This is a genomic window from Streptococcus sp. 'group B' (genome assembly GCF_002073795.1).
Lineage (GTDB): Bacteria > Bacillota > Bacilli > Lactobacillales > Streptococcaceae > Streptococcus > Streptococcus agalactiae.
In genome coordinates this window covers 722,198-742,376 of the sequence record NZ_CP020432.1, presented here as the reverse complement: position 1 = coordinate 742,376, position 20,179 = coordinate 722,198, and the positions used below count along the sequence as shown (strand labels likewise).

General features: G+C 35.1%; 23 protein-coding genes. 7 read left to right on the top strand and 16 right to left on the bottom strand.

All coding sequences use genetic code 11. The features are described 5' to 3' along the window. Positions 1–107 precede the first annotated feature (107 nt). The 4 genes from A6J68_RS04180 to A6J68_RS04165 all read left to right on the top strand — a co-directional run bounded on the left by A6J68_RS04180 (position 108) and on the right by A6J68_RS04165 (position 2,671). On the top strand, positions 108–455 hold the full coding sequence (locus tag A6J68_RS04180; protein ID WP_000484457.1) for a helix-turn-helix domain-containing protein: 348 nt from the start codon (positions 108–110) through the stop codon (positions 453–455). A 3-nt stretch (positions 456–458) separates the two neighbouring features. After that, a complete protein-coding gene (locus A6J68_RS04175; protein WP_000151182.1) occupies positions 459–845 on the top strand; it encodes an ImmA/IrrE family metallo-endopeptidase in 387 nt (128 codons plus the stop codon). 17 nt (positions 846–862) lie between these two features. Then, entirely contained in the window at positions 863–1,414 is a 552-nt protein-coding gene (locus A6J68_RS04170; RefSeq protein WP_047198696.1) for a hypothetical protein, read from the top strand. A gap of 114 nt (positions 1,415–1,528) precedes the next feature. Next, positions 1,529–2,671 (top strand): tyrosine-type recombinase/integrase, encoded by a 1,143-nt coding sequence (locus A6J68_RS04165; protein WP_000269472.1) that lies wholly within the window; start codon positions 1,529–1,531, stop codon positions 2,669–2,671. 87 nt (positions 2,672–2,758) lie between these two features. Here A6J68_RS04165 and A6J68_RS04160 read toward each other — a convergent pair whose 3' ends face one another. The 16 genes from A6J68_RS04160 to A6J68_RS04085 form a co-directional block, all read right to left on the bottom strand. Continuing rightward, positions 2,759–3,034: an HU family DNA-binding protein gene (locus tag A6J68_RS04160; protein ID WP_001284634.1), complete on the bottom strand. Its 276-nt coding sequence runs from the start codon at positions 3,032–3,034 to the stop codon at positions 2,759–2,761. 102 nt (positions 3,035–3,136) lie between these two features. After that, complete coding sequence (locus A6J68_RS04155) at positions 3,137–3,739, bottom strand: YpmS family protein (RefSeq protein WP_000806954.1); 603 nt, start codon at positions 3,737–3,739, stop codon at positions 3,137–3,139. Beyond that, the gene (locus A6J68_RS04150) at positions 3,714–4,553 is read right to left on the bottom strand and encodes an SGNH/GDSL hydrolase family protein (protein ID WP_001035227.1); all 840 of its coding nucleotides are present in this window, start codon (positions 4,551–4,553) and stop codon (positions 3,714–3,716) included. Before A6J68_RS04150 ends, A6J68_RS04155 begins: the two co-directional genes overlap by 26 nt. Further along, positions 4,546–5,382 (bottom strand): DegV family protein, encoded by an 837-nt coding sequence (locus tag A6J68_RS04145; RefSeq protein WP_000034835.1) that lies wholly within the window; start codon positions 5,380–5,382, stop codon positions 4,546–4,548. The genes A6J68_RS04150 and A6J68_RS04145 overlap by 8 nt, the downstream gene beginning before the upstream one ends. A 112-nt stretch (positions 5,383–5,494) precedes the next feature. Next, positions 5,495–7,153, bottom strand: a complete 1,659-nt coding sequence (gene recN, locus A6J68_RS04140; RefSeq protein ID WP_000923611.1) for a DNA repair protein RecN — start codon at positions 7,151–7,153, stop codon at positions 5,495–5,497. A gap of 11 nt (positions 7,154–7,164) precedes the next feature. Further along, complete coding sequence (locus A6J68_RS04135) at positions 7,165–7,638, bottom strand: arginine repressor (protein ID WP_000747940.1); 474 nt, start codon at positions 7,636–7,638, stop codon at positions 7,165–7,167. Continuing rightward, entirely contained in the window at positions 7,625–8,452 is an 828-nt protein-coding gene (locus A6J68_RS04130; protein ID WP_001041038.1) for a TlyA family RNA methyltransferase, read from the bottom strand. The genes A6J68_RS04135 and A6J68_RS04130 overlap by 14 nt, the downstream gene beginning before the upstream one ends. Beyond that, positions 8,445–9,317 (bottom strand): polyprenyl synthetase family protein, encoded by an 873-nt coding sequence (locus A6J68_RS04125; protein WP_000256277.1) that lies wholly within the window; start codon positions 9,315–9,317, stop codon positions 8,445–8,447. The genes A6J68_RS04130 and A6J68_RS04125 overlap by 8 nt, the downstream gene beginning before the upstream one ends. Beyond that, positions 9,317–9,532 (bottom strand): exodeoxyribonuclease VII small subunit, encoded by a 216-nt coding sequence (locus A6J68_RS04120; protein WP_001280898.1) that lies wholly within the window; start codon positions 9,530–9,532, stop codon positions 9,317–9,319. Before A6J68_RS04120 ends, A6J68_RS04125 begins: the two co-directional genes overlap by 1 nt. Continuing rightward, positions 9,510–10,850 (bottom strand): exodeoxyribonuclease VII large subunit, encoded by a 1,341-nt coding sequence (gene xseA, locus A6J68_RS04115; protein WP_001286946.1) that lies wholly within the window; start codon positions 10,848–10,850, stop codon positions 9,510–9,512. The genes A6J68_RS04120 and xseA overlap by 23 nt, the downstream gene beginning before the upstream one ends. A 125-nt stretch (positions 10,851–10,975) precedes the next feature. Beyond that, a complete protein-coding gene (locus A6J68_RS04110) occupies positions 10,976–11,812 on the bottom strand; it encodes an NAD(P)H-hydrate dehydratase (protein ID WP_000634982.1) in 837 nt (278 codons plus the stop codon). Then, positions 11,809–12,663, bottom strand: a complete 855-nt coding sequence (locus A6J68_RS04105; protein ID WP_000137498.1) for a bifunctional methylenetetrahydrofolate dehydrogenase/methenyltetrahydrofolate cyclohydrolase — start codon at positions 12,661–12,663, stop codon at positions 11,809–11,811. The genes A6J68_RS04110 and A6J68_RS04105 overlap by 4 nt, the downstream gene beginning before the upstream one ends. A 138-nt stretch (positions 12,664–12,801) precedes the next feature. Beyond that, entirely contained in the window at positions 12,802–14,496 is a 1,695-nt protein-coding gene (locus tag A6J68_RS04100; RefSeq protein WP_001106849.1) for a phospho-sugar mutase, read from the bottom strand. Between the two features lie 286 nt (positions 14,497–14,782). Further along, entirely contained in the window at positions 14,783–15,517 is a 735-nt protein-coding gene (locus tag A6J68_RS04095; RefSeq protein ID WP_000230129.1) for an amino acid ABC transporter ATP-binding protein, read from the bottom strand. Then, complete coding sequence (locus A6J68_RS04090; RefSeq protein WP_001011647.1) at positions 15,510–16,202, bottom strand: amino acid ABC transporter permease; 693 nt, start codon at positions 16,200–16,202, stop codon at positions 15,510–15,512. The genes A6J68_RS04095 and A6J68_RS04090 overlap by 8 nt, the downstream gene beginning before the upstream one ends. A 140-nt stretch (positions 16,203–16,342) precedes the next feature. Beyond that, on the bottom strand, positions 16,343–16,573 hold the full coding sequence (locus A6J68_RS04085; RefSeq protein ID WP_000443582.1) for a DUF1797 family protein: 231 nt from the start codon (positions 16,571–16,573) through the stop codon (positions 16,343–16,345). Between the two features lie 297 nt (positions 16,574–16,870). Between A6J68_RS04085 and A6J68_RS04075 the strand changes: the two genes are divergently transcribed. From A6J68_RS04075 to A6J68_RS04065, 3 genes are all read left to right on the top strand, one after another. Beyond that, the gene (locus A6J68_RS04075) at positions 16,871–19,132 is read left to right on the top strand and encodes an ATP-dependent Clp protease ATP-binding subunit (protein ID WP_000882544.1); all 2,262 of its coding nucleotides are present in this window, start codon (positions 16,871–16,873) and stop codon (positions 19,130–19,132) included. Between the two features lie 185 nt (positions 19,133–19,317). Further along, positions 19,318–19,773: an NUDIX hydrolase gene (locus A6J68_RS04070; RefSeq protein WP_000184290.1), complete on the top strand. Its 456-nt coding sequence runs from the start codon at positions 19,318–19,320 to the stop codon at positions 19,771–19,773. A 63-nt stretch (positions 19,774–19,836) separates the two neighbouring features. After that, positions 19,837–20,139: a DUF1827 family protein gene (locus A6J68_RS04065; protein ID WP_001237037.1), complete on the top strand. Its 303-nt coding sequence runs from the start codon at positions 19,837–19,839 to the stop codon at positions 20,137–20,139. Positions 20,140–20,179: the final 40 nt, after the last annotated feature.

Below are 20,179 nucleotides of genomic sequence, written 5' to 3'. Positions count from 1 at the left end.
CTCTTGCTTACAAAAAATATGATACACCTATTTGGTTGAATTGTCAACATTTTTCACCCAAAAAGTTGAAATATTTTTTGTCATGCCTTAGAAAGGTTGATAAATCAATGTTTCCGACGTTTGAAAAAATCAAAGAATTGTGCAAACAGCGTGGAATTACACTTATTCAACTAGAGGAAACCTTAGGATATAGCCGAAATACACTCTATAAGTTGAAAACTCAAAAACCCAACGCTGAAAGAATTGCTGAAATAGCAGACTACTTCAATGTCTCTACAGATTACTTATTAGGTAGAACAGATAATCCCAATATAGCTAAAGATAGCCAAGAATACACTTCTGACGATCTTAGAAAAATGGCAGAAAAGGCTAAAACATTTGATGGCAAGCCACTTACTGAATCAGATATTGATGCAATACAAAATATTATTGAAATTTATTTGAAAGGAAGATAGTCTATGACTATTGAAGAGATTGTAGACTGTCACAAAGTTAATCTCGCATACTTTGATAACGAATTATGGCCACGACCTGGGATTTATATAGACGATATTAAAGTTATTTTTGTCAATAAATCACTATCGTTAGATGCTCAAAAACGGGTTATCCTGCATGAACTCGGACATTGTGAAAGAAATATTGGTGACTATAAGACACTACGTGAGAAACACGAGCTAGAAGCTGACAGATACATGATTAGTCATTTAATCGCTGAAGCACTTTCTCAATTAGAAGATAAACGAGAGTTTAACTACCTACAATTTATGCAATATCATCAACTAACAACTACTGCAGATGAATGCATGGTAATTGATGAATACTATAATTTACTTAAGGTCGTGTAATATAGTGAGGAGATTATATGGATATAAATAAAATAAAGGAATTTGCTGTGTCAACATCAGAAAAGGCTAAAGACGGCATTATTAAAGCAAACGAAATGAGAAAAAGGGCATCACAAGAAAGCAAAATAGTCTTACCGCCCACAATTAATTTAGGTTTTAATACACCTACTGCTATTCGTAAAACAGTGGAGGGTGACTACTATATTGGTTTTTATTCTGAAAAACCTGATTTATTTAAATTTGTGGATTTTCAGTTTGATGGTTCACGAATTATTGAAAAAACAGTAACAAAAGGAAAAACGACTCAAAAAGGTCGTTCTGGTAGTACAATTATTGGAGGATTAATAGGTGCAACTATCAATCCTACTGCTGCAGTACTTGGCGGATTAGCTGGTGCAAATCGTGGTAAAAAAGGAACTATTAACAGTACCTCTACTACTATAACCGAGGAAATTCCGGGTAAAGCTCAATTAACACTCAGAAATTTAAAAACAAATGATATAAAAATAATTAAAATAAAACTAACTCAGGCTCAAGCTAACAATATTCAAAATTTTTTTAGCAAATAGAAAAAGCCCCACTCTAGCCGGCAAGCAATGAAGTGAGGCAAACTGTACAATAAATTAGGCATTAAAAAGCCCTTTTTATTGTACCCATTTTATCAAGAAATGAGGTAAAAATCAATGTGGTCAGAAAAACACAAAAGTGGAAAAGTAAATTTTGTAGAAAGATATAAAGATCCATATACTAATAAATGGAAACGTACATCAGTACTGATGGAAAAAGATACTCCTCGAATTAGAAAAGAAGCTCAAAGAATATTAGATGCTAAGATAGCTGATATCGTAAGAAAGTTGCAAACCTCTGACATGCTATTTACAAATCTAATTGATGAGTGGTGGATATTTTACCAACAGGAAATTAAAAGATCGTCTATTGTCACTTTAAAAGGCAATATTCGAGAGATTAGAGCAGAATTTGGGATCAATATACCTGTAGTTAATATCGACCCTAGATATGTCCAAAATTATCTGGATAATCTCGATTGCTCTAGAAACAAAAAAGAGCGAAACAAGTCTATGCTTAATCTTATCTTTGATTATGCTGTTAGTCTAGATATCATCAAGGATAATCCTGCAAGACGCGCTAAACTGCCAAAAATCAAGAAAACACTTAATGATTGGAAAAAGATTGAAGAAAAATATCTTGAAGAAGAAGAAATCAAGCGGTTGTTAAAAGAATTATTTAGAAGACCTAGCACTCACCGCCTGGGATTTCTATCAGAATTTATGAGTCTTAACGGATGCCGTATTGGTGAGGCTATTAGCATAGAGCCGGATAATATTGATTTTAAAAACAAAACTCTACAGTTGCACGGAACTTATGATCGCACTAATGGTTACATAAATGGAGAAAAGACCTCTCCAAAAACCCTTGCGTCCTATCGTGAAACCATTATGAGCAAACGTGAAATGGAAATTTTACAAGAGATGGAGTTTATTAACGAACTCGAAAAAAATACAAATAAACGATACAGAGACATGGGGTATATATTCACGACTAGGAACGGTGTTCCTATCCAAATAAATTCCTTTAATTTAGCATTGAAAAAAGCAAACGAGCGGCTTGAACAACCAATCAATAAAAATATCACTAGCCACATCTTCCGTCATACTTTAGTCAGTCGTCTTGCTGAAAATAACGTACCACTAAAAGCAATCATGGATCGTGTTGGACATGCTGATGCAAAAACTACTGTACAAATTTATACCCACATTACAAAGAAAATGAAATCCAACATAGCTGATATTATGGAAAACTACTAACTTTATGCCCCAAATATGCCCCAAATATAAAAAAAGAACCTTGTCGCTATCAATAAACATTGATATGACAAGGTTTTTCTAGACGAATTATTTAACAGCGTCTTTAAGAGCTTTACCAGCTTTAAATGCTGGAACTTTTGATGCTGCAATTTCGATTTCTGCACCAGTTTGTGGGTTACGACCTTTACGAGCTGCACGTTCACGAACTTCAAAGTTACCAAAACCGATTAATTGTACTTTTTCACCTTCAGCAAGGTAATCTGCTACAGCTGCAAAAACTGCATCTACTGCTGCTGCTGAATCTTTTTTAGTTAATTCTGTAGCTTCTGCTACTTTTGCAATTAAATCTTGTTTGTTAGCCATGTTAACAAATCCTCCAAATAAATTCTAAACTTATACAACATAAGTTTTAACAGATTATATGATATCTAAAAAAAGGCTTAAGGTCAAGTATTTAACGTCATTTTAGGGCTTTTTCTTAAAAATATCGAAACTAAAATTATCGTTTACTAAATCAATTGCAGTCGCTTTCAAATAAATACCTTCTTTATTTTTTAAATCTTGCAAATTAATATTAATAACCGATTTTTTAGGTTTTATATCTACAAAGTTTGGCAATTTATAAGATGATTTTATATATTGTAACACATCTTTTTCTGGAAGCGGAAGAGTTCCTACTGAAAATGAGGTCACTTTAAGTTGAACAGCGCCATTTGTTAAACGATAAGGTTCAAAATAGATGTATAAAGGCACTTCATAACCTAATAATTGATAAGAGCCTTCAAATAGTATAGAAGATGAAGCAGCATAAATCTTATAATTCATCTTCTTAGTTTGATATTGTTTTAAATAAAGTGCAATTGTCTTATTCAGTTGCGACTTATTGGTCGTAAAAGTACCTACTTTTACTTTATCTTGTACCCCAGTCGAAATTTTTCCTGTATTAGGCTCACGTACTTGAATTAAACGACTTGCAATCACTGCTGTGAAGGAAAGGTTAATTGCCAACAATAAGAGAAATGCCCATTTCCAAAAATTTAAATTACGGCCAGTTTTTTCTTGTTTCATTTATTTTCTCCATAACGGCGTTAGACATGATTTGATAGCCAATATTATTGGGATGAAAATGGTCTCCAGTAAAGAGAGCATCATTAGTGATACTTGCCTGACTATTTGATGACTCTGTAATACCCTCTTTACCATTTATTCCCTTATAAAGGCGGTCATTAATTGGGACAAAATAAACATTTTCTGAAGCATCAACTACTTCTTTTGTAGCTTTATTCCAATTATCAATAACGGTTTGCATTTTAGTTAATTGTGGAAAGTTTAGGTAAAAAGGATTATAAATGCCTAAAACATAAATAGGCAATTTAGGATTATCTTGTCTTGCTTTTGCAAGAATTTCTTTCAAACGTTCCTTATATGCTTCTGCTGGTTTCTCAAAGGAATTTAGTGATAAATGACTGAGCTCTTTACGAATAACAGCCAAGACATCATTACCACCAACAGTTAGCGTCAATAAATCAGCTTTCTCTAAATCTTTTTCGATTTGAGGATCTGTCGTCATACGTTTTAAAATTTGTTGACTAGTATTCCCAGACACACCATAATTAACAGAAGTCACTTGGTAAGAGTATCGATTATGGAGTGATTCTGATAGCAGTGGGACAAAACCACCTTGAGAGGTTGTATCCCCCACACCTTCGGTCAGAGAATCTCCAAGAGCAACATAGTTAAGTGGGATAACTTTCTTTGTTAGGAAGTCTTTTTTTGTTAATTTAGGATTTGATTTTGGAATGATCAAGGAAAAAATCCCAAAAGATAAAAGAAGACTTACCAGAAAAAAAGAAAGTCCGGTAAGTATTTTTTTCTTATTCATAACGAACCATAACAGCAAATGCATCCTCACCAGTATGAGTTTGGATGATTGAGCCAGTTTCTAATACGGATATAGGAGCACCTAGAACAGCTAGTTTTTCTTTAAAGTTATTAGCCATATCAGCTTTACCACAGTAGGAGATGCCAATTTCAGCAATTTTTCGTGTTTGGGCACTTTCAACAAAATTATCTAACCATTTGCTGAAGGTCTTTAGACCGCGACCTTTAACAATCGGTACTAATTCATGGTTTGTTAGCTCCATAATTACTTTTATGTTAAGCAATGAACTTAGGAGACCTGTTACACGTCCAATACGACCACCTTTTACTAAATTTTCAAGGGTCGATACGCCAATAAATAATTCTGACTTCTGGCGTACTTCTTCCACACGAGCCAAAATTGTATCTAAATCAGCTCCCTCTTTAGCTAATTTCGCGGCTTCTACAACCTGGAATTTTTGACACTGGTCTGTAAAAGTAGAATCAATAACTGTAACATCTGCACCAGCAATATTAGCTCCCTGGCGTGATGCTTCAATAGTTCCTGATAGTGTATGCGTTAAATGAATTGCAATGATATGTTCCGCACCTTCATTCATTAATTTTTCATAAATTTCTGCAAAAACACCTACAGGTGGTTGACTTGTTTTTGGCAATTCCTTACTTCCACGCATTAGGTTCAAGAATTCCCCTTGTGCTTTTAAGTCATTGTCTGAATACAAGGTACCATCTATCATAACTGACAAGGGAACAACTGTAATGTCAAGCTCTTTAATAAGTTCTGGTTCAATGGTAATGGAAGAATCCGTTACAATTTTGATTTTACTCATATCCTATCCTATTCTATACTTTAATATTTCAATACCCTTATTATAACAAAATTTAAGTGTATCAACATTAATTTCTCCTAACAATGTTAGCTTTTTAAAGACGTTACCAAAGCTAACTACCAAGTAATTCTTTAGCTTGAGTACGTGCAGTATCAGTTACATTGTTTCCTGCCAACATTTTAGCGATTTCTTCTACACGTTCTTCATAGCTTAAAAGCCTTACCGTTGAAACTGTTGAAGAGTCACTGGAAATTTTTTCAATAAAATATTGGTAATCCGCTATTGCAATAACCTGAGCTAAATGAGAAATTGCTAAAACTTGTCCATGACTACCAATCTTGTGAATTTTTTGAGCAATAGCCTGGGCCACGCGACCAGAAACTCCTGTATCCACCTCATCAAATACAATGGAAGTTTTATCTTCCTTACGTGAAAAAGCAGATTTAATAGCTAACATCAATCGAGATAACTCTCCTCCTGAAGCCACTTTTACCAATGGCTTAAAGCCCTCTCCGGGATTCGTTGAAATATAAAATTCAACGATTTCGTTCCCTTCTTTATTAAATTTTCCTTTTGTAAATTGAACTTGGAAATCAGCTTTCTCCATATAAAGCTCTGTTAATTCTTGTTTGATTTCATTTTCCAATTGTTTAGCTAGCTTATGACGCTCTAAACTTAATTGATTTGCTGATTCAATCAAATCGTGTTCTAAAATCTTTAATTCTTTTTCTAAAGCATCTGAGGACTCTTCACTACCTGTCAATAGACTATATTCTTTAGTAATGTTATCAAAATAGTCTAAAACATCATTCACATCACCGCCATATTTTCGCGTTATTGTGTTAATAACATCTAGTCTATTTTCAATTTCTTGTAGTAAACCAGCGTCAAAATCTAAATCATCGATAACGTCACCTAAACGTTTAGTAACTTCTTCAATAACGTAGTAAGCTTCTGAAAGATTGGTGGAAAGATCTTTATATTCTCGATCAAATTCTTCTAAAGCCATAAGGTCATTCATTGCAGAACGAACATTCGATAAACTTGAAAACTCTTCGTTATCTAACATAAGATATGCATTTGTCAAAGTATCTGCAATATTCTTATGATTCATTAATTTATCACGTTGCTTGAGTAGCGTTTGGTCTTCATCTGATTTAAGGGCTACAGACTCAATTTCTGCTATTTGAAATTCTAGCATTTCAATACGTGATTTATTCTCTTGTTCATTTTTTTGCTTATCCAATACACGTTTACGAAGCTGACGATAAGCATCAAAAAGACTTTGATAACGCTCTTTTATGACATTAAATTCTGTATTACCAAATTCATCTAACATCAGAATGTGCATGTTAGGTTTCATTAGTTCCTCTTGGTCATGCTGACCATGAATGTCTACCAAATAATGCCCCACAGCTTTTAGTGTTGACAAATTCACCATTTGCCCATTAATTCGACTAACGCTGCGCCCATTTTGAAAGATTTCTCGGCGAATAATTAATTCATCTGCTAATTCAATGCCATTTTCTTCCAATAATTGGACTAATGATTGATTTTTTTCAATAGAGAAAAATCCTTCAATTTCTGCTTTGTTAGCACCATGGCGAATCACTTCAACACTAGCACGGGCTCCTAACATCATATTCATAGCATCAATAATGATAGATTTCCCTGCACCAGTCTCACCAGTTAAAACAGTCATTCCTGTTTCAAAATTAAGTGAAATTTCTTCGATAATAGCGAAATTCTTAATAGAAATTTCTAAAAGCATAAGGTCCTCTACTAATCTTTTTTCTCCAACATTGCAATCATTGATTGACGAATGTGATCAGCATCTGCTTCTGATTTTGCAATCAAAAGGAGACTATTATCGTCAGCTGTCAAACTAAAAATATGTTCTTGACAATGTGACATTATGAAGGTTTTAATTAATTGACTGTTACCTGGTATGACATTAATATTGATAAATTGCTCTAAACCTAGTAGCTTATCTGATATTGATAAAATACTTGTTTTAATAGGCTTTGCCACAGCAGTTGTAAAGATAGGGTCGTTTTCATTTGACAAACCGTAAATATAGCGACCTTTTGCTGATGGCACTTTTATAATGCCAATTTCATTCATATCACGTGAAATAGTTGCTTGAGTTAGAGTTACCCCATAAGCTTCCAATCTGCGTAACAACTCATGTTGTGTTTCAACAGCATGGTTAAGAACAATTTGCTTAATTAAATTTAAACGTTCACTCTTCTTCATTTTTCTTAAATTCCTTATGTGCTTTTTCTATAACATCTTGTATTTGGTCAAGCACAAGATTTTGTGGATCTTGACACTTTTGCAAATGCATTAAAAACTCAATATTTCCATGTCCACCTTGAACGGGCGAAAAATCAAGATGTTTAACCGTATATCCATAATCTTTCGTGAAATTGGTCACTGTTGTCAAAACCTTTTCATGAACCAACTTGTCTTTGACAATACCATTTTTACCAATTTGCTCACGACCTGCTTCAAATTGTGGTTTAATTAATGCCACTACTTGTCCACCATCCACTAAAATTTCTTTTAGAGCTGGTAAAATCAAATTAAGAGAGATAAATGAGACATCTATCGATGCAAATTCAGGCAGTCCCTCCTTGAAATCTTCTTTTTGGGCATACCTAAAATTATATTGTTCCATAGAACGAACACGATGATCCTGACGTAACTTCCAAACTAATTGATTTGTTCCTACATCTACTGCGTAAACTAAACGCGCTCCTGATTGTAGCATAACATCAGTAAAACCACCCGTAGAGGCGCCAATATCTATAGTTAGCTTATCTGCAACTGAAATTTCAAAAACTTGTAAAGCTTTTTCTAATTTCAATCCACCTCTACTAACATATTTTAGTTTTTCACCTTTTAGTTTTAATTCAGTATCGTCTGCAACCTTTTCGCCTGGTTTATCATAACGTTCTCCATTGATAACGTTAATCACCAGTCCTGCCATAACACCACGTTTCGCTTGCTCTCGTGTATCAAAAAGTCCCTGTTTATAGGCAAGAACATCTACCCTCTCTTTAGCCATTCAACCGTAATCCCTCTATTATATCTATTATTTTTCTAGCATTAAAGTTAGCTTTTTTCTCTAGATTTTGAAAAATTGCCTGAGCTTTTTTCAAAGTATCGTCAAGTATTTCCTGTGACTTATCCAAACCCAATAAATTTGGATAAGTTGTCTTTTCTGCTACAATGTCTTTATTTGGTGTCTTACCCAATTCTTCAAAACTAGCAGTCACATCTAAAATATCATCACGTACTTGAAAAGCATGACCGATTAAAAGGCCAGCTTGATGCAGTTTTCCTTTTACTTCTTCCGACTTCTCAGCTAAAATACCTGCTGCAACAAAGGGATAAGCTAACAGGCGTCCCGTTTTATTAATATGAATCAAGCTTAAATCGTCAATAGATAAAACTTTGTTTTCTCCCTTCATATCTAACATTTGTCCACCAACCATGCCAAAACTACCCGCAGACATAGACAATAACTCTATTAACCTAACAGTAACATCAGCTTTAAAACCAGCTTTTACAACTAAATCAAATGGGTCTAAAAAAAGGGAATCTCCAGCTAAAACCGCTGTAGCTTCATCAAACTTTTTATGGTTTGTTAAGCGGCCACGACGAAAATCATCATTATCCATCGCCGGTAAATCATCATGAATTAAAGAGCCAGTGTGAATCATCTCCAAAGCAGCAGCCACATCATAATGACCATCTATTAGTTCAACTCCAAATCCCTCTAAAATTTCTAAAAGGATGCGTGGACGAATACGTTTCCCACCTCCATCAACTGAGTAGAGGATAGCCTTAATTAAATCAGGAGAAACGACACTATGTGTCTGTTTGTAATGACGATGAATAGCTTCATCAATTTTTTCAATAGTAACCATCAAGTATCCATTTCTACTTCCGTTCCGTCAGCTTGCATCACTTTTACAAGCGTCTCTTCAGCTTCTTTTAAAGTTTTTTGTAACTCTTTTGAAATAAGCATTCCTTTTTGAAATTCAGCAATGGCATCTTCTAAGGCAACATCACCTGTTTCTAAACGTGAGACAATTGTCTCTAATTCCTGCAAATTTTCTTCAAATGTTTTCTTGTCTGACATCCTTCACCTCAACTTCTAAAAGACCATCTTGCATCTTAACTTGCAAATGATCTCCTTCATTTATTCCATTAGTAGTAGATACTAAAGTATGGTTTTTTTCGATAATAGCGTAACCACGCGCTACAATTCTAGAACTATCCAATGATATAAGCGCATCTTGAGCCTTTTCAAAACGTGCTAGCTTGCTGTCATACTGACTAGTCATTGTACTTGATAATAGTCGTCTACTTTGCACAACACGCTCTTGGTAAGTATGAAGCCGCTGTTTTAAATCTATGCCTTGCAGTTTTTGATGAAGCAAACCTTGCTTTTGTCTTACTGTTTGTAGTTTATCACGCATAGAATATGTTAACTGCTGATTTAGGTTATCTAATTTTTGAAGGAAACCATCATATAGACGCTCTGGTTGCCTAAAAATAACTGATTGCTTTGATTTTTGCAACCTCTCCTCTTTTGTCCTGATAAGACGAAGGCTAGACTGATACATTCTATTTTCACGTTCAGTAATCCAAGACAAGATATCAATTTTAGTAACCGTTGTAGCAAGCTCAGCTGCTGCAGTTGGAGTTGCTGCTCTGCGATCGGCTACAAAATCTGCTAAAGTTGTATCAGTTTCATGTCCGACACTAGAAATAACGGGAAGACGAGATTCAAAAATAGCTTCTACAACACATTCTTCATTAAATGCCCATAAGTCCTCAATAGAACCTCCCCCACGGCCAACAATTAATAGATCCAAATCCTTTTTCTCGTTAGCTAAAGCAATAGTTTGTGCTATCTCCTGAGCTGCGCCCTCTCCTTGAACTTTTGTGGGGAAAAGTAATATTTCCACTCCTGGGAATCGACGAGATACTGTTGTAATAATATCCCGAATAACAGCTCCACTTGGACTAGTCACAACTCCTATTTTTCTAACAAATTGAGGAAGTAATTGCTTATGACGATCATCAAAGTAACCTGCTTGAGAGAGTTTCTTCTTTAGTTGTTCAAATTGGATAGCAAGAGCTCCTATACCATCCGGTTCTGCTTTTTCAACAATAATAGAGTAGGAGCCGCTTGGTTCATAAAGTTGAACACGGCCAACTACATTAACCTTCATCCCTTCCTCTAATTCAAAACCCAGTTTTTTGAATTGACCTGACCACATTGTCGCCTGAATGACTGATTTATCATCTTTTAAAGAGAAGTATTGATGGTTTGGGCGACGACGAAAATTAGACACTTGCCCAGTTAAATAAACCCTCTCTAAATAAGGGTCTTTGTCAAATTTTAATTTTAAATACTTAGTCAGTGTCGACACGGATAAATAGTCTGACATAGCACCTCCTCATGAGAGTTTTATTAACTTCATTATACCAAAAAAACTTAAAAAATACCTATTTGCTCTACAAATAGCTCGATAAAGCAAAAGAAGTGTCATGCTAACACCTCTCTACTTATTTTTTATTTAGATAGTCTAGCCATTTCTTTTGGAATCTCATCACTAATCGTTGTCGGTAGAACAACGTAGGCTTCTTTAGATAATTCTTGAGCAATTGCCGAATGTAGATAAACTCCCACTGATACCTTATCTAGAGGAGAGGCTTCTTTAAATTGCGCTAACATACCTGCAATCATACCACACAAAGTATCCCCCATCCCTCCAGTCGCCTGGTAAGGACCTCCTACTATAATTTCTTTTTCGTCTAAATCTTGAAAAATACGCGTATGCGAACTCTTAGCGACTAAGATCGTCCCTTTGGGAAAAGATTTAAGAGCGGTTTGGGTATTTTCTTTTGTCTGTTGCGATACAGCAATACCTGACAATCGCTCCCATTCTTTTTGATGAGGTGTCAACACTAAATTCTTAGCCTTTGTTTGCGGAAACGCACCTTCTGATAACAGAGTCAAGGCTGATCCGTCAATGATGACACTTTGATGTGATTGAATCTTCTCCATGGTCCGGTTCAAAATTTTTCGAGATGATTCTGATACTCCTAATCCAGGACCAATTACAATAACATCACTTTGAACAATTGATTTTTCCAACCATTTGTAATCATCACTATCAAACGCCATTACCTCTGGTAGTTGACTATGCAAAGAGGGGATATTGCAACTTTGGGTTGCTACAGTAACTAATCCTGCACCAGTTTTGACACAGGCCAAAGCTGCCATTATAATAGCACCTCCATAGGGATAAAAACCTCCTATCAGAAGAACACTACCATAATCACCTTTATGGCTTGATTTAGGGCGTGGCTTAATTAACGCCCTCGCTTCTTGTTCACCAACAATCATAGACTCACACTTCTAAGAGCTGCTTGATAAGTTTGTTCCAAAAGCATTGTAATCGTCATAGGTCCTACGCCCCCAGGAACAGGTGTTATCATACTAGCAACTTCTGCCACTTGTTCAAATACAACGTCTCCAATCAATTTACCATTTTCATCGCGATTCATACCAACATCAATCACAACAGCACCTTCTTTAACGAAGTCTTTTGTAACAAAGTGCCCCTGACCAATCGCAACAATAAGGATATCAGCCTCCTTTGTTACCTCAGAAAGGTTTCGAGTTCTTGAATGTGTCAAAGTAACTGTTGCGTTTTTATCAAGGAGAAGTTGTGCCATTGGCTTACCAACAATATTGGACCTTCCGATGATAACAGCATGTTTTCCCTCTAAATCCACATGGTACTCTCTAAACATCTCCATAATACCAGCTGGCGTACAAGGTACCATCATCGGTCGTCCTGACCAAAGATGACCCGTATTCATTGGGTGGAAACCATCAACATCTTTCTTAGGATCTATTGCTAAAATAATTTTTTTATCGTTAATATGTTGTGGTAACGGAAGTTGAACTAAAATACCATGGATACTTTTATCTTCATTGTATTGATGGATAATATCAATCAGTTCTTCTTGAGAAATGGATTCAGATAATCGTAAAGTCTCACTTTTAAAACCAGCTTCTAATGCAGAGCGTTCTTTATTTCGAACGTACACTTGGCTAGCTGGATTATCCCCAACAAGGATTACAGCTAAACCAGGTATGATACCATGCTGTTCCTTTAACCTTTCAACTTTTCGCCCTAACTCAGCCTGCATTTTTTGTGATAAGGCTTTACCATCTATTAATTCAGTCATTGATACTCCTTCTTCATCCGTTTTTTCTATATTATATCAAAAAATAGCGATTATGCTATTTTATATCGCTATTCATTTTGTATCAATTTTAATCAATAGAAAAGGCAATGAATCCCTCATCGCCTTTTTACATATGACTTATTTAGTACTATTCATTTTAGCACGACAAGCCGACTCAATTGCATTAAGTTTCGATAAACTATCTGCTTCTGTACAACCAATCGTATAAAGGTAACATTTTATCTTAGGTTCTGTCCCTGACGGCCTTAAAGCATACCATGAACCCTCATTAAAATAATATTTTAAACAATTTTGCTTTGGAAAATCCTTATAACCATCCTTGAAATCAATAGAATTCTCCAATGTCATCTCACCTACTTGTAATATTGGGTTCTGTCTAAAATCCTCCATAATACGACTAATACGTTCTTGCCCCTCAGCACCCTCTAACTCAAGAGAAAATTGGCGCTCGTTGTAATAGCCAAATTCATCGTAAATGGTTTGCAAAACGTCTAAAAGTGTTTGCCCTCGTTCTTTATAATAGGCAGTCATTTCTACTACCATCATTGAAGCACTCACAGCATCTTTATCACGTACAAAAGTGCCATAGCAAAAACCAATACTTTCTTCATAGCCAAAGAGATAAGTTTTATCCTTTGAGATATCATATTCATTAGCTTTTCCACAAATATTTTTAAATCCTGTTAAAGTTTCAACAGTTTCAATATTATATTTATCTGCAATAACTTTTGATAGATCACCAGTTACAATGGATTTTACCAATACAGGATGATGTGGCAAATTCCCTAAGGCACATCGTTGTGAAAAAATATAATAGGAAAGAAGTGCCCCTATCTTATTACCATTTAAGAAAATATATTCTCCCTTACTATCTTTGACTTCCAATGCTACTCGGTCACAATCTGGATCTGTGGCAAGTAAGACATCTGCATCAACTGACTTTCCTAGAGATTCTGAATAGGCAAATGCTTTAGGAACTTCAGGGTTTGGATAGCCAACTGTTGTAAAATCAGGATCGGGCATTTCCTGCTCAGGTACTACATAAATATTTTCAAAACCACGGCGTCTTAAAACTTCGCGCACAGGTAAATTTCCTACGCCATTTAAAGGAGTATAAACTACTCGGACTGACTTATCAATGTTAGTATCATTAATAGTTAAACCAAGCACTTCTTTTTTATATGCTTCTTCAATACTCTCATCAATATAACTTGCCAAACCACTTGCCAGAGCCTCTTCAAAGGGTATTTGCTTAATTTGCTGATAATCGGTTATAGCATCCATATGATTGGCAATTTGGTCAGCAATATCATCTAAAATCTGAGATCCTTCTTTCCAATATGCCTTATAACCATTATAAGCTTGAGGATTATGACTAGCAGTAACCATCACACCCGAAACACATCCTAGAGCACGAATAGCATATGAGCACATTGGTGTTGGGCGAATCCCTTTATAAATATAAGACTTAATACCATTTGCTGCCATAATGGAACAAGTTAATTCTGCAAATTCCTTAGATTGATAACGGACATCATAACTAACTGCAATTCCACGTGCAATAGCTTCAGGGCCATGATCAATAATCGTATTAGCTAATGCTTGTGCTGCTTTCCCCACCATATAAGTATTCATACGATTGGTTCCTGCTCCAAGTTTACCTCTCAATCCCGCCGTTCCAAATTCTAATGTTTTGTAAAAACGATCCTGAATTTCAGATTCATCTCCTTTAATAGCTTCTAAATCTGACTTAATATCTTTACCGAGTGAGTCGTTTTCTAACCACTCTTGATAAATCTCTTTATAATTCATATGAGACATCCTATTCTAAGACCAAAATGGTAAAAATCAGCTCCATGATAAGAGATTTTAGTTCTTCAGGAGCTAACTGAATAGTATCAAATTAACCTTATAAAGTCAACTTATTTTATAAATTAACTACACTTAATATATTTAAAGCATCTAAATTTTTTTCATCACCCTATCATTCTTAATCTACATTATATATAGACTTACCAACTTCCAAACAATACAGTAACAATTTACTCATAACAATGGAATAATAAAAGTCTAAAACAAGTTGTTTTAGACAATGAAATTATAATACTTTACTTAAGAAGTCTCTTGTGCGGATTTCTTTTGTCTGCTCAAATACTTTCTTAGGGGTCCCTTGCTCAACAATAATCCCTGCATCCATAAAAATGACACGATCCGCTACTTCACGTGCAAAACCCATTTCATGAGTGACAATAACCATCGTCATACCAGATTTAGCTAAATCTTGCATAACAGTCAAGACTTCACCTACCATTTCAGGATCAAGAGCTGAAGTAGGTTCATCAAAAAGAAGGACATCAGGATTCATTGCAAGACCTCTTGCAATAGCAATCCGTTGTTGTTGTCCTCCAGATAAGCTTGCTGGATAAGCATTAGCCTTCTCTTTGAGTCCAACTTTTTCAAGTAGCTCGTATGCTTTTGTCTGAGCATCAAGCTTAGAAAGTCCCTTTGTCTTAATAGGTGATAAAGTAATATTTTCTAGTACAGTCATATTGGGAAATAGATTGAACTGTTGAAAAACCATGCCCATTTTTTCGCGCATTTTAAAAATATCATTCTTTTTGTCTGTTATATCAATCCCTTCAAAAGTCACTGTTCCCTTTGTTGGTACTTCCAAGAGATTCATTGTTCTTAAAAATGTTGACTTACCAGAGCCAGAAGGGCCAATAATAACCACCACTTCTCCTTGATGAATATCCAAGTCAATGCCTTTTAAAACCTCATTTTTCCCAAAACTTTTATGAAGTCCTTGTATTGAAATAATTGGCTCAACCATCTATTTTTACCCCTTTCCCAAGATATTTCTCCATTTGTTTTAACAAAGCTGAGAGAATCGTTGTCAACATTAAATAGTAAAATGCTGCAAATAATAACGGTGCAACTGGTGAGTAAGTAGCCGTTACAACTGATTGTGCTCCGTTCCATAATTCCATGACACCAATAGTTTGAAGGAGAGCACTATCTTTAATAATTGTAATAAATTCATTCCCTAGAGCAGGTAAAATATTTTTAAAAGCTTGGGGTAAGATAACATAGCGAAGTGTATTTTTAGGTCGAATCCCCAACGAGTAAGCTGCTTCTATTTGTCCAGATGGTACAGCCTCAATCCCTGCACGTACAATTTCCGAAATATAGGCACCACTATTTAAGGAAATGATAATGATACCAGGTAAAAGTCGTGTAAAATCTAAATCTAAAACACCAAAGCTAATTGTTGGTAAATTGTTAAAATGCATCCATGCGAAAGCAATCATAATTTGAACTACCATCGGTGTCCCACGAAATACCCATACATAGAAATTAGCTAATATTGTGAGAAAATGTAAATTAGTACGCTTTACTAAAGCAATTAACACGCCTATAATAGTTCCAAAAAAAACAACACATGTTGAAATCATAATGGTTACCATCACACCATAATTAAAATAGGACCAATATTGTGGTAAAAATGAAAAATTCATTGACATCTCCTAAAAAAGTAATTGCCAATAGTCTATCACACAAAGAATAAAAATACAAGTTTAAATAAATATTTTTGTTTTTATTCTATTTTAATGTATATTTAGATATAAAAAAAGACCTTCAAGGTCTTTTATAATTATCAGTATAATAAATCGTAAATTTCCATTGCGATAAGGTCAATGCTGTCAAATGAATATGATTCACGCGCTTCTACATCACGTAATGTGAAAACAGGACCGTTTTCAGGGTCATTACTAAAAGATACTTCTGCTACAACAACACCTTCACGTTCAAAATTACGTTTTAAATTACCACCATCAGTCGCCATTAATTCGAGGCGATTGATGATTCTCACTAAATGTGATTCCATCTTACTTACTCCTATATATTTTCTAGTCTTTTCTATTTTAACACAAAAGTGACCAAAGCAACATGAAAAGCAACATTTTTACTAACTTTTTAACGATTTTATCGTCTAAAATCCGCAAATAACGATTTTTCTCAGTAGTCATCTATTTTTCAATTTAGCACTCTAATATATTCAGTGCTAAAAACAGAACTTTTTTCTTGATTTCTATGCTTTAGGTGCTATAATAAAAGCATAAAGTTTGACTATATTTGACTATATACACATCAATAGTTAAATGTCATAAGAAAGGGGTAGCCTATGCTCTGTCAAAACTGCAAACTAAACGAATCAACTATTCATTTGTATACAAATGTTAATGGAAAACAAAAGCAAGTTGATCTTTGTCAAAATTGCTACCAAATTATTAAAACTGACCCTAATAATCCACTTTTTTCAGGTTTAAATCATGTTTCACATGCGCCTGGTGGCATCAATCCTTTCTTTGATGATTTCTTTGGAGATTTAAATAATTTCAGAGCCTTTAATGGCCAAGATTTACCAAACACTCCTCCTACACAAGCAGGAGGAAACCGAGGTGGAGGAAACGGTAATGGACGAAATAATAATCGCAACCAAACTGCAACTCCTCCTCAAGCCAAAGGGATTCTAGAAGAATTTGGTATCAATGTCACTGAAATAGCCCGCCATGGTGATATTGACCCTGTTATTGGACGTGACTCAGAAATTATTCGTGTTATCGAAATCCTTAATCGTCGTACAAAAAATAATCCTGTACTTATTGGCGAACCCGGCGTAGGGAAAACTGCCGTTGTTGAAGGACTTGCTCAGAAAATTGTTGATGGTAATGTGCCTCATAAACTTCAAGGCAAACAAGTTATTCGTTTGGATGTTGTGAGTCTAGTACAAGGAACGGGCATTCGTGGTCAATTTGAAGAACGCATGCAAAAGTTGATGGAAGAAATTCGTCAACGTCAAGATGTTATTCTATTCATAGATGAAATTCACGAAATAGTTGGAGCTGGTACAGCTGGCGAAGGTAGTATGGATGCAGGTAATATTTTAAAACCTGCCCTTGCACGTGGAGAATTACAACTAGTAGGTGCCACTACTCTCAATGAATATCGTATTATCGAAAAGGACGCTGCCTTAGAACGCCGTATGCAACCTGTAAAAGTCGATGAACCTTCTGTTGAAGAAACCATTACTATTTTGAAAGGTATCCAAAAAAAATACGAAGATTATCATCACGTAAAATATAATAATGATGCCATAGAAGCAGCTGCAGTACTATCTAATCGTTATATCCAAGACCGCTTTTTACCTGATAAAGCAATAGACTTATTAGATGAAGCTGGTTCTAAAATGAACCTAACACTAAATTTTGTTGATCCAAAAGAAATTGATCAACGTCTCATTGAAGCAGAAAATTTAAAAGCGCAAGCGACTCGTGAAGAAGATTACGAACGTGCAGCTTACTTCCGTGACCAGATTGCAAAATATAAAGAAATGCAGCAACAAAAGGTCGACGATCAAGATACACCTATTATTACCGAAAAAACAATTGAGCACATCATTGAAGAAAAAACGAATATCCCTGTTGGTGATTTAAAAGAAAAAGAACAATCTCAATTAATTAATCTCGCAGATGACTTGAAACAGCATGTGATCGGCCAGGATGACGCTGTCATTAAGATTGCAAAAGCTATTCGTCGTAATCGAGTTGGTCTTGGTAGCCCAAACCGTCCTATTGGTTCCTTTTTATTTGTAGGACCAACCGGTGTTGGTAAAACTGAACTTTCTAAACAACTAGCAATTGAGCTCTTTGGTTCAGCTGATAGTATGATTCGTTTTGATATGTCAGAGTACATGGAAAAGCATGCTGTTGCTAAATTAGTCGGAGCGCCTCCAGGATACGTGGGATACGAGGAAGCTGGACAACTAACTGAAAAGGTTCGTCGAAATCCTTACTCGCTCATCCTTCTAGATGAAATTGAAAAAGCTCATCCCGATGTCATGCATATGTTCTTGCAGGTCCTTGATGACGGTCGATTAACAGATGGACAAGGAAGAACTGTTAGTTTTAAAGATACCATTATCATCATGACCTCAAATGCTGGTTCTGGTAAAACTGAAGCAAGTGTTGGCTTTGGTGCCTCACGAGAAGGTAGGACGAATTCCGTACTAGGTCAACTAGGTAACTTCTTCAGCCCTGAATTTATGAACCGCTTTGACGGTATTATTGAATTCAAGGCTTTAGATAAAGAGAATCTCCTCAATATCGTTGATATTATGTTATCTGACGTTAATGCACGTCTCGCCATCAATGGTATTCATCTAGATGTCACTGATAAAGTGAAAGAAAAATTGGTTGATTTAGGTTACGATCCCAAAATGGGAGCACGTCCATTACGTCGTACCATTCAAGAACATATTGAAGATGCTATCACAGATTACTATCTTGAGAATCCAAGCGAAAAAGAACTTCGTGCTATTATGACTAGCAATGGAAATATCATAATAAAATCTTCTAAAAAAACTGAGGAAAGTACAAAAGGTTGAGTAAGAAACTCAACCTTTTTTCACACTCTTCTCAAAAAATAATAGCCTCTATAAAGCTGTTTCTCTCCTATCTCGTCTTTAAATTTTAATACAATTATTAAGGAAATATTCCAAAAATTTTAGTATAATAAATAAAAAATAATTAAAGCTTTTAAAATCATAAAACACAATCAGGAGAGAGAACTATGACTAATCCTACTTTCGGTGAAAAAATAGATAATGTAGACTATAGGTCACGATTTGGTGTCTATGCTATTATTCCAAATCCAACTCATGATAAAATTATTTTAGTACAGGCACCTAATGGTGCTTGGTTTCTTCCAGGTGGGGAAATTGAAGAAAATGAAAATCACCTAGAAGCTTTAACTCGTGAGTTAATTGAAGAATTAGGTTATTCTGCAACAATTGGCCATTACTATGGTCAAGCTGATGAATATTTTTACTCTAGACACCGTGATACTTACTACTATAATCCCGCCTATATTTATGAAGTTACTGCCTATCATAAGGAGCAAGCGCCACTAGAAGATTTCAACCATCTAGCCTGGTTTCCTATCCAAGAAGCTAAAGAAAAGCTAAAACGAGGAAGCCATAGATGGGGTGTCCAAGCTTGGGAAAAAAATCACCATTCTAGGAAATAATTCATACCTTTCTTCCTAAATAGTGTTATAATAAACCTAATAAGAATCAGGGGGAAAATAGTTATGAGACTAATTAATACAACCAGTAGTCATCCTGAACTAGTTCGAAATCAACTCCAAAATACAGATGCAAAATTAGTGGAAGTCTATTCAGCTGGCAACACCGATGTCGTTTTTACAACAGCACCTAAACATTATGAATTATTAATTTCAAACAAATATCGTGCTATCAAAGATGAAGAATTAGAAGCTATTCGTGAGTTCTTCTTAAAGCGTAAAATAGATCAATCTATTATTATTCAAGAGCAGATGAAATCACTCCATACTGCCAAGTTAATTGAAATTTCATATCCAACAACAGCATAATTAAAAGAAGCCTAATCAAGGCTTCTTTTTTGATGACTAC